This window comes from Leptospira kemamanensis, from assembly GCF_004769665.1.
GTDB lineage: Bacteria > Spirochaetota > Leptospiria > Leptospirales > Leptospiraceae > Leptospira_A > Leptospira_A kemamanensis.
In genome coordinates this window covers 24,385-38,511 of sequence record NZ_RQGG01000018.1, presented here as the reverse complement: position 1 = coordinate 38,511, position 14,127 = coordinate 24,385, and the positions used below count along the sequence as shown (strand labels likewise).

General features: G+C 40.4%; 14 protein-coding genes and 1 tRNA gene. 9 read left to right on the top strand and 6 right to left on the bottom strand.

Features of this window, described 5'->3' with window-relative positions; translation table 11 throughout:
- Positions 1–4: 4 nt before the first annotated feature.
- From EHQ59_RS06985 to EHQ59_RS06950, 8 genes are all read left to right on the top strand, one after another.
- Positions 5–916 (top strand): 4-(cytidine 5'-diphospho)-2-C-methyl-D-erythritol kinase, encoded by a 912-nt coding sequence (locus EHQ59_RS06985; protein WP_135618671.1) that lies wholly within the window; start codon positions 5–7, stop codon positions 914–916.
- A gap of 4 nt (positions 917–920) precedes the next feature.
- A tRNA-Gln gene (locus tag EHQ59_RS06980) sits at positions 921–996 on the top strand.
- Positions 997–1,023: 27 nt separating this feature from the next.
- Complete coding sequence (locus EHQ59_RS06975) at positions 1,024–1,785, top strand: sugar phosphate nucleotidyltransferase (RefSeq protein ID WP_135618669.1); 762 nt, start codon at positions 1,024–1,026, stop codon at positions 1,783–1,785.
- The gene (locus EHQ59_RS06970; protein ID WP_135618667.1) at positions 1,782–2,723 is read left to right on the top strand and encodes a ribose-phosphate pyrophosphokinase; all 942 of its coding nucleotides are present in this window, start codon (positions 1,782–1,784) and stop codon (positions 2,721–2,723) included. The genes EHQ59_RS06975 and EHQ59_RS06970 overlap by 4 nt, the downstream gene beginning before the upstream one ends.
- Before the next feature lie 17 nt (positions 2,724–2,740).
- Positions 2,741–3,373: a 50S ribosomal protein L25/general stress protein Ctc gene (locus EHQ59_RS06965; protein ID WP_135618665.1), complete on the top strand. Its 633-nt coding sequence runs from the start codon at positions 2,741–2,743 to the stop codon at positions 3,371–3,373.
- 19 nt (positions 3,374–3,392) lie between these two features.
- Complete coding sequence (gene pth / locus EHQ59_RS06960; protein WP_135618663.1) at positions 3,393–3,956, top strand: aminoacyl-tRNA hydrolase; 564 nt, start codon at positions 3,393–3,395, stop codon at positions 3,954–3,956.
- A 27-nt stretch (positions 3,957–3,983) separates the two neighbouring features.
- Positions 3,984–5,936, top strand: coding sequence for an ATP-dependent zinc metalloprotease FtsH (gene ftsH / locus EHQ59_RS06955; RefSeq protein WP_135618661.1), 1,953 nt, complete (start codon positions 3,984–3,986; stop codon positions 5,934–5,936).
- Entirely contained in the window at positions 5,936–6,403 is a 468-nt protein-coding gene (locus EHQ59_RS06950) for an EVE domain-containing protein (protein ID WP_135618659.1), read from the top strand. Before ftsH ends, EHQ59_RS06950 begins: the two co-directional genes overlap by 1 nt.
- Positions 6,404–6,440: 37 nt before the next feature.
- Here EHQ59_RS06950 and EHQ59_RS06945 read toward each other — a convergent pair whose 3' ends face one another.
- Genes EHQ59_RS06945 through EHQ59_RS06935 form a run of 3 tightly spaced genes read right to left on the bottom strand, consistent with a single transcriptional unit; the run spans position 6,441 to position 9,307 of the window.
- A complete protein-coding gene (locus EHQ59_RS06945) occupies positions 6,441–7,289 on the bottom strand; it encodes a CAP domain-containing protein (protein ID WP_135618657.1) in 849 nt (282 codons plus the stop codon).
- Positions 7,290–7,300: 11 nt separating this feature from the next.
- Positions 7,301–7,873, bottom strand: a complete 573-nt coding sequence (locus EHQ59_RS06940; RefSeq protein WP_208652332.1) for a hypothetical protein — start codon at positions 7,871–7,873, stop codon at positions 7,301–7,303.
- A gap of 48 nt (positions 7,874–7,921) precedes the next feature.
- Positions 7,922–9,307 (bottom strand): SLC13 family permease, encoded by a 1,386-nt coding sequence (locus tag EHQ59_RS06935; RefSeq protein ID WP_135618897.1) that lies wholly within the window; start codon positions 9,305–9,307, stop codon positions 7,922–7,924.
- Positions 9,308–9,415: 108 nt separating this feature from the next.
- Between EHQ59_RS06935 and EHQ59_RS06930 the strand changes: the two genes are divergently transcribed.
- A complete protein-coding gene (locus tag EHQ59_RS06930; RefSeq protein WP_135618655.1) occupies positions 9,416–11,836 on the top strand; it encodes a 1-acyl-sn-glycerol-3-phosphate acyltransferase in 2,421 nt (806 codons plus the stop codon).
- Between the two features lie 13 nt (positions 11,837–11,849).
- Here the strand turns inward: EHQ59_RS06930 and EHQ59_RS06925 are convergent, their stop codons facing one another.
- From EHQ59_RS06925 to EHQ59_RS06915, 3 genes are read right to left on the bottom strand one after another with little or no spacing between them, the layout of a single operon-like run.
- Entirely contained in the window at positions 11,850–12,329 is a 480-nt protein-coding gene (locus EHQ59_RS06925) for a DUF4442 domain-containing protein (protein WP_135618653.1), read from the bottom strand.
- Positions 12,326–13,222, bottom strand: a complete 897-nt coding sequence (locus EHQ59_RS06920) for a DMT family transporter (RefSeq protein WP_135618651.1) — start codon at positions 13,220–13,222, stop codon at positions 12,326–12,328. The genes EHQ59_RS06925 and EHQ59_RS06920 overlap by 4 nt, the downstream gene beginning before the upstream one ends.
- Complete coding sequence (locus EHQ59_RS06915) at positions 13,219–14,127, bottom strand: AEC family transporter (protein WP_135618649.1); 909 nt, start codon at positions 14,125–14,127, stop codon at positions 13,219–13,221. The genes EHQ59_RS06920 and EHQ59_RS06915 overlap by 4 nt, the downstream gene beginning before the upstream one ends.

The window sequence follows — 14,127 nt, the reverse complement described above, 5'->3', positions numbered from 1 at the left end:
TCCCATGTTTACCATCACTCATGCAAAGATTAACATTGGCTTGGTGATTCCTTACAAACGGGAAGACGGACTACACGAAATCCGAAGTGTCTTTGTGCCAATTGACTTTGGTGATCCCATGGAAATCCAAATCCAATCTTTGCCTAAGGAGAGTGAATCTAGGTTTCTCTTTCGTTCCGAAAACCATTTGTTAGGTTACCGCCACTCTCTCTTTGAAGCGGTCTCAGAACGAGGGGAACTTTCTCGGAATATCCTCACAAAAACCTTCACCCAACTCAAAAACCACTTCCTAGAACCCTTGGAAGTCCGCATCCATCTCCAAAAATTCCTGCCACCAGAGGGCGGAATTGGGGGAGGAAGTAGCAATGCAGGTGTGTTTTTACGCCACCTTTTCCCTTTCACCAATCTAAACCCGGAAGAACAGATCCATTTTGCCAAATCCATTGGGGCGGATGTGCCTTTTTTCCTCCAAACCTCTCCTTGTTTTGTGAGTGGGATTGGGGATATCTTAGAACCGATCTCCGTAGCCAAAGGTTATGGCATTTTGGCCATCCCTCCTTTTGGATTATCTACCGGTTCTATGTACGCAGGCCTTCAAAAAAGTTTACAAAAACCCTATGGTTCCGAAGTATGGAAATCTCTGGCAGAGGATTTAATTCGAAGTCTTCACGTCGGGGATTGGGCTTACCTGCAAAACAGGTTAGAGAACGAGTTTGAAAAAATCGCTTTCCAGACCCAACCCTTACTAAAGGAATTGAAATTAGGGTTCTTTGAGTCGGGAGCAGATTTTGCTTCTCTTTCAGGTTCTGGTTCTTGTCTTTATGGCATTTACAAGACTGAGGAGAAACGAAACGAGGCCCTTCCCAATGTTTCCCATCGATTCCCCGAAATGGAATTTCGAACGTTCTCTTTTTAGAAACTGGCCTGTAGCCAAGCGGTAAGGCAGCGGTTTTTGGTATCGCCATTCCCTAGGTTCGAATCCTAGCAGGCCAGCCAGTTTTAAAAGATCCGATAGAACGAACGATGAACCTACATAATACTGTAACTGCTGTTATTTTGGCGGCGGGGAAAGGAACTCGAATGAAGAGTGAGCTTCCCAAGGTTGCGGTTGTACTGAACGAATCTCCACTTTTACTCCACGTTCTTCGTAATATCGAATCCGCCGGCATTAACCGAAAGGTTGTAGTTGTCGGTTACCGCAAAGACATTGTCACAGACATTGCCAAATCCTTTCCAGGTGTTGAGTTTGCCGAACAAACAGAACAACTAGGAACGGGACATGCAGTGATTTCTGCAGAGAAACAATTAGCACCCTACACTGGTTATACGATTGTTGCTTGTGGTGATGCACCACTGATTTCTGCTTCCTCATTTTCCAATCTCATCGAACACCATAAATCCAATGGTTATGTAGCAACGGTTCTTTCCGCTAAAATGGAAAACCCAACTGGGTATGGTCGCATCATTCGTTCTGCTGATGATGGTAGTTTACTTCGCATCGTAGAAGAAAAAGATGCGAGTTCCGAAGAAAAAGCCGTAAACGAAGTGAATACCGGCACTTATTGTTTTAATACTGAAGATCTTTTTGGTGCACTCAAACAAATTGGAAACAATAACGCACAAAAAGAATATTACCTTACTGATGTGATTAAGATTTTCCGAAACGAAGGGAAAAAGGTTGGAGCACAGACTTTAACCAATGCATTAGAAAGTCATGGGATCAATTCTCCAGATGATTTGGCACTTGCGAAACAATATATAGATAGTGGGTTGGTTGGAGTATGAATCCTAGCGAAGTTGTAGTATTTTCTGGTAATGCAAATAGACCTTTAGCAGAAGAAATCTGCAAAAACTTAGGCATTCCGAATGGCCAAATTTCGGTGAAACGATTTTCCGACGGAGAAAGTTCTGTCAAAATCGAAGAAAACGTTCGTGGCCGTGATGTATTCGTGGTTCAATCCATTAGTTACCCAGCAAACGACAGTTTGATGGAACTTCTTCTTATCATTGATGCCGCAAGAAGAGCCTCTGCACGTCGTATTACCGCAGTCATTCCTTATTATGGATATGGTCGCCAAGACAGAAAGGTAGAACCACGGGTTCCGATTTCTGCTCGTATGGTTGCCGATTTAATTGAAACCGTAGGCCCTGATCGTGTCCTCACCATGGACCTACATGCAGACCAAATCCAAGGTTTTTTTAGAATCCCTGTGGATCATTTGTACTTTTCACCTGTGCTTGCCGAATACATCAACTCACTGAAGATGGACGATCTAGTGATTGTATCTCCCGATTCAGGTGGAGCAGAACGTGCTCGTAATTTTGGTAAAAAAGTAAACGGATCTCTTGCCATCATCGACAAACGGAGACCAAAAGCAAACGAGTCAGTTGTCATGCACGTGATTGGTGACATCAAAGACAAAAACTGTTTGTTACTCGATGACATGATTGATACGGGTGGAACCATTGCCAAAGCGGCAATTGCACTCTATGAAAATGGTGCAAAATCAGTATTATGTTGCGCATCCCACGGAGTCTTGTCAGGTGAAGCGCCTACAAAACTCAATGAGGCCAATTTTAAACAAATTGTTCTCTCCAATTCCATCGCCATTCCCGAGAGCAAAAAAATAAATCACTTGAAAACGCTCTCTATTGCCCCACTCTTTGCAAAAGCCATCGAGCGGATTCATAACGAAGAATCAATCTCTAGTCTGTTTTCATAACTTTAAGGAACATAATCATGGAAAAAATCAGTATCAAAGCACAACCAAGAACTTCAACAGGAAAAGGTCCTGCCAGAAGAATGCGTGTGGAAGGTTTAGTACCGGCTAACATCATCGGAAACGGTGAAGCAAAATCGGCAAGTGTTGTCGAAAAAGAAATCCAAAAACTCATCGACTCCGGAATTCGTAAGGCAACTCTGATTGACCTCGAACTTGACGGAAAATCAGAAAGAGTTTTCGTAAAAGAAATCCAAAGATTTCCACACACAGGACAAATTCGTCATATTGACTTTTACAAAGTGACTCCAGGCAAAAAAATCCAAACAACTGTAGCGATTAAAACTTCAGGTGTTGCAAAAGGATCCAAAGCTGGTGGTCAGTTCGAACACTTAGTTCACGAAATCAAAGTGAAGTCTACTCCAGAAGATCTTACTGACGTAATCACTGTTGATGTAAGTGGTCTTGATGTGGGAATGATGATCAAAGTTTCTGAACTCCCTCACCCAAAATCATGGGAAATCTTAGTGAATGGTGATCCGATTGTTGCTTCATGTAACAAAACGAAAGCGATCCTAGCAGCAGAACGCGCTGAAAAAGCAGAAGCGGATGCCAAAGGAAAACCAGCAGCTAAAAAAGCGGCTAAGAAGTAAGAACTACTTTTAAGAACCAATGAAGTTAATTGTAGGGCTGGGAAATCCTGGCGATAAGTATAACAACAATCGATCTAACATTGGTTTTAAGATTCTCGATGTCATTGCGAACAACATTGGCCTCGAGATCAAAACTAAAAAGAAAAAATCACTCATTGGACGAGGTGACTTTGAAGGGGACGAAGTGGTTTTACTCAAACCACAAACCTTCAGTGAACTGTCTGGTGAGTCTGTCCTCTACATTGCCTCCTTTCTCAAAATCCAAGTCAAAGACATCGTCGTGATCCACGAAGATGTGGGACTGGAACTGGGCCAAATCGTAGTCACAAAAGGTGGCGAAAATGACACAAATCCCGGGGTAAACTCGATTTCTGTCTCATTACGTTCTCCTAACTTCATTCGCATTCGGATCGGCGTTCTTAATTCCAGCTACAATCCGAAAAAAAGAGAAGATTTTTTACGTGAAGATTTTGAGCCTTTAGAGAACCTGAGTTTGATACAGATCATCAATGACGCCGAAGCGGCGATTCGTTCGATTTCCATGGGGGATATCGACGAAGTGATTCAGAAATATCACCTTTGATTTCAGTCTAATCTTCGGAAGTCTTACATGAATAAAAACATCAAAACCGTATTCCTATTTTTACTCGTATTCCTTGTCATTTTGGCAACCGTTTACAAGGGCCAAGACTTTGCCGGTAAACCCGACGAAATCAGTTATTCCGATTTTTTGAATATGGTAGAACCCATTGAAGGGAAAAAACCCATTGGGAAAATCACATCCAAAGATGGGAAAGATATTTCTTCCAAACAACAAATCATCATTGATAAAGAACTCATTGAAGGTTGGTACATTCCTGAAAATAGTAAGGACAACAAACCAAAACCTTTCAAAACCAATGTTGCACAAGTGAACGATGATTTGGTGACAAAACTTCGTAAGTCACGCCTTAGTTTCACAGCAAAGTCCACTGAAGAAAATAAATTTTGGAGTATTGTATCAGGCATCATCCCTTGGTTATTCGCTCTTGGGATCATTTGGTTTATCATGATGCGCCAACTCCAAGCATCTGGTAACAAAGCATTTACCTTTGGTAAATCTCGTGCCAAGATGAACGTGGATCCAAAAGTAAAAGTAACCTTTAATGATGTTGCTGGTTGTGAAGAAGCAAAAGTGGAACTTCTCGAAATCATTGAATTCTTAAAAGATCCAAAAAAATTCCAAGCCATTGGCGCAAGAATTCCGAAAGGAGTTCTCCTCGTTGGTCCTCCAGGTACTGGTAAAACCTTACTTGCAAAAGCCGTTGCTGGGGAAGCTGGTGTTCCTTTTTTCTCTATCTCCGGTTCTGACTTTGTGGAGATGTTTGTGGGTGTGGGTGCATCACGTGTGCGCGATCTTTTTGACCAAGGAAAAAAGAATGCACCTTGTATCATCTTTATCGATGAGATTGATGCTGTGGGTCGACTTCGTGGTGCAGGCCTTGGTGGTGGACACGACGAAAGAGAACAGACCCTCAATCAGATGTTAGTTGAGATGGACGGATTTGAAATGAATGAAGGTGTCATTGTGATGGCGGCTACAAACCGCGCTGATGTCCTTGACCCAGCTCTCCTTCGTCCAGGTCGTTTTGACAGACAGGTGATTGTTGACCTTCCTGACCTAAAGGGTCGTGAAGAGATCTTAGCAGTTCACGCGAAAAAAGTTCCTTTAGTTTCTGATATTTCTTTAAACTCCATTGCTCGCGGAACTCCTGGATTTACAGGAGCAGATCTTGCAAACCTCATCAACGAAGCAGCCCTTCTTGCAGCTCGACGTAACAAAAAACGTGTGACCCAAGAAGAACTCGAAGAAGCTCGTGATAAGGTAATGATGGGACCAGAACGTAAGTCCATGTTCATCTCTGACAAAGAGAAAGAAATGACAGCGTATCATGAAGCAGGTCACGCCCTTCTTGGCACCTTACTGCCGTATACCGAACCCGTTCATAAAGTTACCATCATCCCACGTGGTCGTGCCCTTGGTCTTACTCAATCGCTTCCAGTGGAAGACAGACATTCCTATCGCAAAAACTATTGTTTGGATCGAATTGTGATGTCTATGGGTGGATACATTGCCGAAGAACTGATCTTTGGTGACCCATCCAATGGTTCTTCCAATGACATCCAACAAGCAACGAACATCGCTCGTCGTATGGTTTGTGAATGGGGTATGTCTGAAAAACTCGGAACCATCCACTACGGATCGGGAGAAACTTCACCATTTATGGGAAGAGATTATGGTCATACGAGTAAACCTTACTCAGAAGAATTTGCTGCTATGATTGACCAAGAAGTGAAACGCATCATCCAAACTTGTCTCGACAAAGGTCGTGATTTGGTGAAGAAAAATCAAAAGAAATTGGATGCCATCGCGAAGGCACTTCTTGCAAAAGAAACCATTGATGCACAAGAACTCATGGACATTGTCCAACCATCCTTTGATAAATTCTCTGATTCCAAACCAGGAATTGGTTCGAAAAAAGGAAAAGGAACTTCTGCAACCAAACCAGCTTATTCGGCTTAATGAAGTATTGGCTCTTTAAAACAGAACCTGATGTCTTTTCGATCGATGACTTAATACGAGAAAAACTCTCGTATTGGGAAGGGGTTAGAAATTACCAAGCACGTAATTACCTTCGCGATGAAGTGAAGTTAGGTGACTTGGTTTTGTTTTATCATAGTCGGTTAGAACCACCAGGTGTTGTCGGCATCGCAGAAGTGGCAAAAGAAGCGACACCTGATCCCTTTCAATTTGATCCGAACCACAAATACTTTGATCCTAAACTGAAAGGTACAGAACCAAGATGGTTTGGTGTTCACCTCAAACCCCATACCAAATTCAAAGAATTGATTCCACTCGATCTTTTGAAAAAAACAAAAGGTTTAGAATCGATGGTGGTCACACAGAAAGGATCGAGACTATCGATCCAACCTGTGACGAAAAAGGAATTTGAGATTGTGGCAAAACTTGCAGGTGTTACAGTAAAGTAACCATTCCCGGTTTTCCCTTAAAAATCTGCCTTGTCATTTACGGTTTTGCAGTAAACACTTGCACTGCTTTTACCTTATCAACTTCAAAAAACTTTTTATCCTTATAAAAGAAAGCCCCTGCTCCCATATAAACGAACTCTGGATTGAGCATATTTTTCCGGTGACCGGGCGAGTTAAACCAAACTTCCACAACCGCTTTTGCTAAACTTAAGTAAGTATGGTTGGGAATGGGTGTTCCAGCTTTGGTATAACTAAAAAATGGGCCACCGTTTTGCACAGGCGTGAAAACAGGACGACCACTTTGGTATTGGATTCCAAATGCATTGATGATATTTTCTGCAGAATAGGTTTCAGCGATCCCCACCAAATCCAATCGATCTTTGAGTGTTTCCTTTCCATTTACTGTACTTGTATGCGAATAAAAATCGTAGGTCACCATGTCTTGTGCATGTCCAAAGGCTGCTTGTTCACATCGTTCTGAATGTTTAAATGGCCGAAGTCCCAATTGTTTTCTTTCTTTGGAAGTTACATAAAAAATAGCGGCATTTAACAACGGATAATCGACTTTTGCAAAATCAATGGTGGCATTTGCGGGTCCATAAGAAGGAAAGGTATCTTCATTAAATGCCTCATATTGTTCTACCTTCCATTTGTCAGAATCAGGAAGTTCCCTTCCATCTTCGATACTTTCCAAAAATGCCAACTTAGGATCTTGTTTCTCAATTACTTCTTCTACTTTTTTTGGCTCTTCCACCACAACCACAGGAGCTTTTTTGACCTCAGGGGTTTTACAAAGAGTGAGTGTGAATACACAAGTCAATACAAGGAACGATAAGGTTTTGTTTCTGTTAGGTTGTAGATTGAGTTGTTCGTTTATGAATTTCATTGTTTGAGCTCCTATAAATACCGATTGTAGTCATTCACGACATTGTGAATGAGATTTTTTTCTTTGTTGTATTGGATGGTTTTCGCTTCTTTGATTCCAGATTCCCAAATGAACATAAAGGGAACTCCAAATAATGTAGAATGTTTTTGTCTGTATTTTTCACGACCAATTAACTTATCATTCAAATAAAAATCAGCCTGTAAAACTCGTTCCTTCGAATAAATGGAAGGCAATAATCCAGCAGTTCCAATCATAAAAATGGTTGAGATAGAAGAAACCCAAAAGTGTTCGTATTCATTTACTTCGCTTGTATACAAATCGATATGATGATTGGCCCTCACTCCATCAGACAACACTCTCTCAAAATAACCAGTTTCTGTGAGATACTTGGTATAAATTGCAGTGATCTCACGTTTGTTTCGATTGTTTTCGGGAGTGATCACTTGGATGGTTAAAAGGGGAATTTGTTGTTTGAGTGTGGGCCTTGCGATGATAGGCACATCTTCACTCATGTAGTTATAACAAGAGGGAAAAAACAAAAGGGAACATAAAACAAGAACAATGAAGTTTCGAATGCGAATCATAATCCGAGAGAAGGCTATCAATTCAGAAAAGAAGGAAAAGCCTTTTTTTTAAAACTGAGAAAAATCGACAATCTGCATCTGGTGTAATAAAAAACCACCAACCACTGTAAACAAAATCCAGGCCACTATGGATATGGAACCTCCGATTTTCACCATCTCGAGACTTCGTATCCCACCATAACTAAACGCAAGTGCATTGGGAGGTGTGGAAACGGGAAGTGGCATGGCAAGGGAAGCACCGATCGTCGCCCCGATTGCAGCAGGTAAAATGAGTTCACCAGGTAGACCCATGGTGATTGGCAAAATCAAATTGGCAACACTGGTATTGCTGAGAAAACAAGAGAGGAAAAGGGACAATAACGAAAAAAACAAAAACAAACCGAGCTGGCCAGATTCACCTAACAAAAAAATACTGACAAAATGTTTGGCAAGACCTGTTTCTTCAAAGGCTTTCCCAAGTGCAATCCCACCACCCATGAGAATCAGTACATCCCAAGACAATTTTTTGAACTCCTGTAAGTCCAAAAGAGAAAATCCAAAAAATACAATCACGGGAAATAAAGCGATGGTTCCATTGGAGATTCCATGCCAATCAGAGCTCACCCAACCCAATATGGTGACAAGGATCACAACAACAGAAATCATTCGTTTTTTTTGTGGATGGGCGAAAGTCTCTTCTTGGATTCCAATGAGGTGTAAGGAAGAGTTCTCTTTTTCTTTTTTTAAGTACACAATGTACAAAATTCCAGATAAGGCAAGGACCGATAAAAGAAAAACAGGAAAGGCAAACACCATCCAATCTAAAAATCCAATGTGAAATCCTTTTTCTTGTAGATAGGCAAGCCCAATCACATTCGGTAAGGTGCCAACGGGAGTTCCAATCCCTCCCAGGTTTGCAGAAAATGGAACCATAAATAAAATGGATTTTCGAAGTGGGCTTGTTTCCTCTAAAGATTTCATCATGGAAGAAACAAGACCGAGCATCATGGCCGCAGTTGCCGTGTTATTCATAAAGCAGGAAAGAAATGCCGTGGCAAATCCCAAGGACAAAACGAGTAAAAATGCTGAACCTTTGGTTTTTTTGATCACAAATGAAGCAATCGTTGCATCCAATCCATAAAAACTAATGGCACTGGAGATGACAAAACCACCTAAGAAGAGTAAGATGGTCTCGGAAAAATAACAAGACAAAAAAGTAATCGTTTTTGGAGCACCAGGGCCCCAACTTGGGATGAGCCAAATGAGTTCTAAAAAAAGGACCAAAAATCCTGTGACATATAACGGAAAAAGTTCTGTGATCCAAAGGAAGGAAACAACGAGAGCAATCGCCAAATTGATCTCCTGGGCGGGGGTGAGTCCAAGCCAAACTTGGTACCATCCGAAGATCGCAGGAAAAATGGAAAGTGTGGAAAATAGAATGCCTGCTCGAATCATTGTGACTTGACGATTTATACTCACCTGATACTTTTTCGATAGACTCCATTCGTTTCAAGCAAACAAATACAATGAGACTTTCCTGAAATTTCTAAATGTTTATTTTTTATGCAAATAACCTATAACGACTTAAAACAAGCAGTTTTGGGTAGTGGCCCAATGGGTATCATTATCGCTTCCCTACTGGCAGAAAAGTATGATTCTATCACTTTATGGATTCCAGACAAAGAATTTGTAGAACTCCTTAAAAAACGCCGCCAAACAGAGATTATGGGAAAGACAATCGAACTTCCTGACCACATTGACATCGTGTCAAGTTTGGATGCTTTTGGAAGGGATGATTGGGCATTTCATGTGGCAGTTCCCTCAAGGTCGTTTTTGGATAGTGTTCACGGTTTGATCGATGTCCTCGAACCCTTTAATAGTTATGTTTTTTCCTTTTTGACAAAGGGAATTTTGGATTCTAAAAATCGAAAAAAAACAGGTTTTATCACTTACTCACAATACCTACAAAATTATTTAATCGAACGTAATTTTAATAATGCTTCCGTTGCTGTGGTCAATGGTCCGTCTCTTCTCGGCGAAATTTTAGAAGAGAAGTTTAGTTTTTTTAATATTGGTTCCACTGAAAAACCAACAGCGGATTATCTTGCAGACGTTTATTCTTCACACTTCATCAATACTTGCATCACCGATGATGTCATCGGAATGGAAATTGTTGGAGTTGCGAAAAACCCAATGGCGATTGCCAGTGGAATTGTTTCCCTCCTCCCTCGTTACGGTTCCAATTTACTTGGTGAAATTTTATCGGTTGGATTCCAAGAAGTGAGAGACCTTGCGATGCGTTACGGCGCACGTCCTGACACTGTGATGGGAAGGTCCGGCCTTGCAGACTTTATCACGACAGCAACTAGCAACAAAAGTCGTAATCGTGGGTTTGGTCAAAAAATTGTCGGTGAACTTTTGTCAGGTGGCGAAAAACTCAGCATCAAAGATAGAATTGAAATCTTTTTTGCTCCAAGGTCCTTTATTGAAAGAGAATCCACAAAATGGCATGATAACGTGGAAGGAACTTATGCTCTCAGCATTCTTATTGAACTTGCCAACGAAATTCGACTTCCTTTCACCTTACATCGAACTCTGTTTGATGTATTAACAAGAAAACAACCACCTGGTGCTCTCATTGATTTGATCTGTGGTAAAAAAACAGAAGCAAAAAATATCCCACTCGTTGTTCAGAAAAAAGTAGGACTCAATTTAACATCAGGAATTGACTTTCAAAACTTACTTGTTGATCGCATTTTAAAACAAATCAGCAATGTTCCAGGCACGATCAGCCGTGTGAAAAAACAATCCTCAGCTGTGATTGAATCCACACAAAAACGACTGACCAAAGCCAAACGAAAAAAACAAAAACTAGAAGAAGTTAAGTTTGAATCAGAAATCGAAATTTGGCAAAAGTTTCAATACTGCCAAAAAGATGAAGAACTCACTTCCATCAAAGAATTAGTTCGTTTTTATGTGAATGAAATTGCTGACAATTATAGCCCTACTGTTCGTGAATCAGTTTTACGTTTTGTAGCACCAATTCGTCTGTTCTCGGGTGGATTCTTAAAAGGTTCGATGATCCCCCACATCGGTGGAAAAACAGAAGTTGTAAAGGCTCTTTCTTCCAAATACAATCTGTTATACGCACCGACACATCGATCCCATTTGGATTCAGTTGAAGTTGCTTATTCGCTATTCCATTTAGGATTACCTGTACCTCGTTATGCAGCGGGAATCAACTTAATGTCCAATCCGTTCTGGGAATGGATGTTAAAATCCTTAGGTGCCTATGCTGTTGATCGAGATAGAACAAGGAATAGTTTGTATTTAGAATGTTTGACTCTTTATTCCCAAGTGATGCTCGAACAAGGAATTCCCTCCCTTGTTTACCCTGAAGGCACTCGATCAAGAACTGGTGCAATTGTTCCCGTGAAAACTGGACTCTTAACAACAGCGGTCAATGCATTTCGTAGTTCGGGAACAGAGATTGTCATCGTTCCAATTTCTGTCTCGTATGAAACCGTACCTGAGGACAATCAGTTCTGCAATATTCCTGAAGAGTTAGGTATGGCAGGATTTTTAGCGAAACGTTCGAATGTGTATGTAGAGTTTTGTGATCCGATTCCTATTTCCGAATATGCTCATACAGAAGATCCAACGATTGAACTGAGTTATCGGATCACGAAAGGTTGGAAACAATTTCATAAAATTTTACCAAACCAAATCGTAGCAAAAATTTTGGTGGAAAATGATTATTCCATCGAAGTTTCCCAAAGTACGATGTTAGTGGAAGATTTTATCTCCCGACATGAAGGGAATTACCTCACACGAGACCCGGAAGAGATTTGGGAAAGAGGAAAAAAGATCTTAGAAAAACGTAAGATGATTGAAGAAGCAAATCGTATGATCCATTCGAAAAACGATGCGTTACTTCAATATTATGCGAATATGATTCCGGAAGACGAAGACAAAAAGTACTAATCGTTAGCGCTTGTTACACATTTTGAACGGGGAGCCTTCCCCGTTTGCGTATGTAAATGGTTTTTTCTAATGTGGCAACCACATCACTAACTTCATCTATCACATTCGTTGTGAATAAAAATTCCCCTTTCCGTTTGGTATCCACTTCCTTTTGAATCCGTTCGATTTCTTCTTGAGGAATCTGAAATTTGGCAGTCACTTTTCCTTTACCTGGTTTTACAAAGGTCATCGATCCCACTTTGTCCCACACGATATAATCTGGTCCTAATGTTTCCAATAAAATTAACATAAAAAAAGGATCACACATGGAATACAAGGATCCACCGAAGTGAACTCCCACATAGTTTTTGTTATAAAACCGAAGTTTCATTTCTACATGGAAGTAGGATAAATCCTTGGCAATATTTTTGATGCGAATTCCTGCTCCGATGTAAGGAGGATAAAAATTATATAACCAAATTTTGAAACGCTTTTTCCAAGAGATAGTTTTCATCCTGGCATTGGTTCCTTTTTTTTATGTTTTGAATTGATGAGATATACAGCTAACATGGCCAAGGCGCCACCGATGATCACTGGAATTTGGATGACTTCATCCAAAATCAAATAACTACTCAAATATGCAGAGAGTGGAACGATAAAGATAAAACTACTCGCAATCTCAGATCCAAGTCTTGTAGCCGCATAAAAGTATACGGTGGTTCCAAAGGTGGTGGAGATTACAGTGAGATAAAAAATCGCAAACCAAAAGGAAGCACCAAATTCCCAAACCTTCCAAAAACTAGGATCATTCCAACAAAACAGAAGTTCCAAAATAGACCCAATCCCATAGACATAAAAACTATAGGTGATGGGAGACATTGACTTTCCTGTTTTTTGGCTATTGAGTGAAAGGGTGGCCCAAACAAAAGAACAAAGTAAAAAGAACAAATTTCCAGATAACAATAGATAGTCGACACTGATCTTCCAAACTTGTAAGATCACAAGCCCACCGAGAAATCCGAAAAAGAGACCTAATACTTGTCTTTTGGAAATGGATTTCTTTTGTACTAAAAACACAATGAAAAAGGTAACAATCGGATTGAGTGTGGTGACTAACACTCCACCAGCTCCCGGTAATCCATTTTTCAAACCCAAAAAGAAAAATTGGTTATAGAGTGTGTAGATGATCCCACCGATCAATACATTCCAATAGTCCTTTCCTGTATTCAATCGGATGGGAAGTCGTAATCCATACAGGATGGGTATGACCGATAAAAAGGTAGCAAGGAATCTCCAAAACACAAGCACAGGGACGGGAACAAGACCTGCGATCATTTTTGCAATCGGCCATGAGATCCCCCAAGAAACCATCGCGAGGATCAGTAATAATAAAAATTTAATGTTCAAATGAAATTTCCTTTGATGAGAAGATTTAATCCATAGGTTGTAAGAAAGGAAACAGGAATTCCAATTCCTAACATAAGGCTTGCTAAATGAGGAGATATATTTTTTTCAATTGTGATGACAGTGGATGTGACCATAGGTGCCATTGCTGATTCTAAGAGGATGGTTTGGAACAATAAAGAATCCTCTTTTAAAGGAAGGTATACAAAATATACAAGTAAGGGTGCTAAAATCAGTTTAAAACCAAGTCCTAAGGCCAAATACTTTCCATGGCCTGCAATGGTTCGTAAATCCAACATATATCCAACGGAAACAAGGGCTAGAGGTGTCAAAGTATCTCCTAATCGAAGTAATACGATCTTAACGGCATCTGGATATTCGATTTGTCTTGTGAGGATGGCAAAGAGCAAAGCATAAATGGGAGCAAATCCAAGAACACGTTTTACTAAAGTTAAAAAATCCCATCTCCCATCCATCGCAATGGAGGCAAGTATGATCCCTGGAAAACTTAACACCATAAACGTTCCGAGTTGGTCAGCAAGAATTCCATACCCAAGTGCTTCTTTCCCCAAATAAGCCTCAAGCATAGGAAATCCAACAAAGGATGTATTACCAAGACCTGCTGTTAACACCAAACAAACCATAGTTGAAAAAGACATGAATTTGAGTTTGTAAAAAACAAAGAAAAACAAAACTGCAAATCCAAACAAAAGCCATGGCATGGAGGTGGGCATCACAGCGGAAACGGAAATCTTTAATTCATGTACGTGATACAAGACAAGGGAAGGTAACGAGACAAACAAAATAAATCCATTTAACACTTTCGGTGTAGATTCTGGAAATTGTGGGAGTTTTCGAAAAAATAAACCCAATCCAAAACAAACACCGAGTAATAAAAAATTTTCCAT

Coding starts and splice junctions, on each gene's coding strand:
- EHQ59_RS06985 (WP_135618671.1), top strand. CDS start 5: ATGTTTACCATCACTCATGCAAAGATTAACATTGGCTTGGTGATTCCT.
- EHQ59_RS06975 (WP_135618669.1), top strand. CDS start 1,024: ATGAACCTACATAATACTGTAACTGCTGTTATTTTGGCGGCGGGGAAA.
- EHQ59_RS06970 (WP_135618667.1), top strand. CDS start 1,782: ATGAATCCTAGCGAAGTTGTAGTATTTTCTGGTAATGCAAATAGACCT.
- EHQ59_RS06965 (WP_135618665.1), top strand. CDS start 2,741: ATGGAAAAAATCAGTATCAAAGCACAACCAAGAACTTCAACAGGAAAA.
- pth (WP_135618663.1), top strand. CDS start 3,393: ATGAAGTTAATTGTAGGGCTGGGAAATCCTGGCGATAAGTATAACAAC.
- ftsH (WP_135618661.1), top strand. CDS start 3,984: ATGAATAAAAACATCAAAACCGTATTCCTATTTTTACTCGTATTCCTT.
- EHQ59_RS06950 (WP_135618659.1), top strand. CDS start 5,936: ATGAAGTATTGGCTCTTTAAAACAGAACCTGATGTCTTTTCGATCGAT.
- EHQ59_RS06945 (WP_135618657.1), bottom strand. CDS start 7,289: ATGAAATTCATAAACGAACAACTCAATCTACAACCTAACAGAAACAAA.
- EHQ59_RS06940 (WP_208652332.1), bottom strand. CDS start 7,873: ATGATTCGCATTCGAAACTTCATTGTTCTTGTTTTATGTTCCCTTTTG.
- EHQ59_RS06935 (WP_135618897.1), bottom strand. CDS start 9,307: ATGATTCGAGCAGGCATTCTATTTTCCACACTTTCCATTTTTCCTGCG.
- EHQ59_RS06930 (WP_135618655.1), top strand. CDS start 9,416: ATGCAAATAACCTATAACGACTTAAAACAAGCAGTTTTGGGTAGTGGC.
- EHQ59_RS06925 (WP_135618653.1), bottom strand. CDS start 12,329: ATGAAAACTATCTCTTGGAAAAAGCGTTTCAAAATTTGGTTATATAAT.
- EHQ59_RS06915 (WP_135618649.1), bottom strand. CDS start 14,127: ATGGAAAATTTTTTATTACTCGGTGTTTGTTTTGGATTGGGTTTATTT.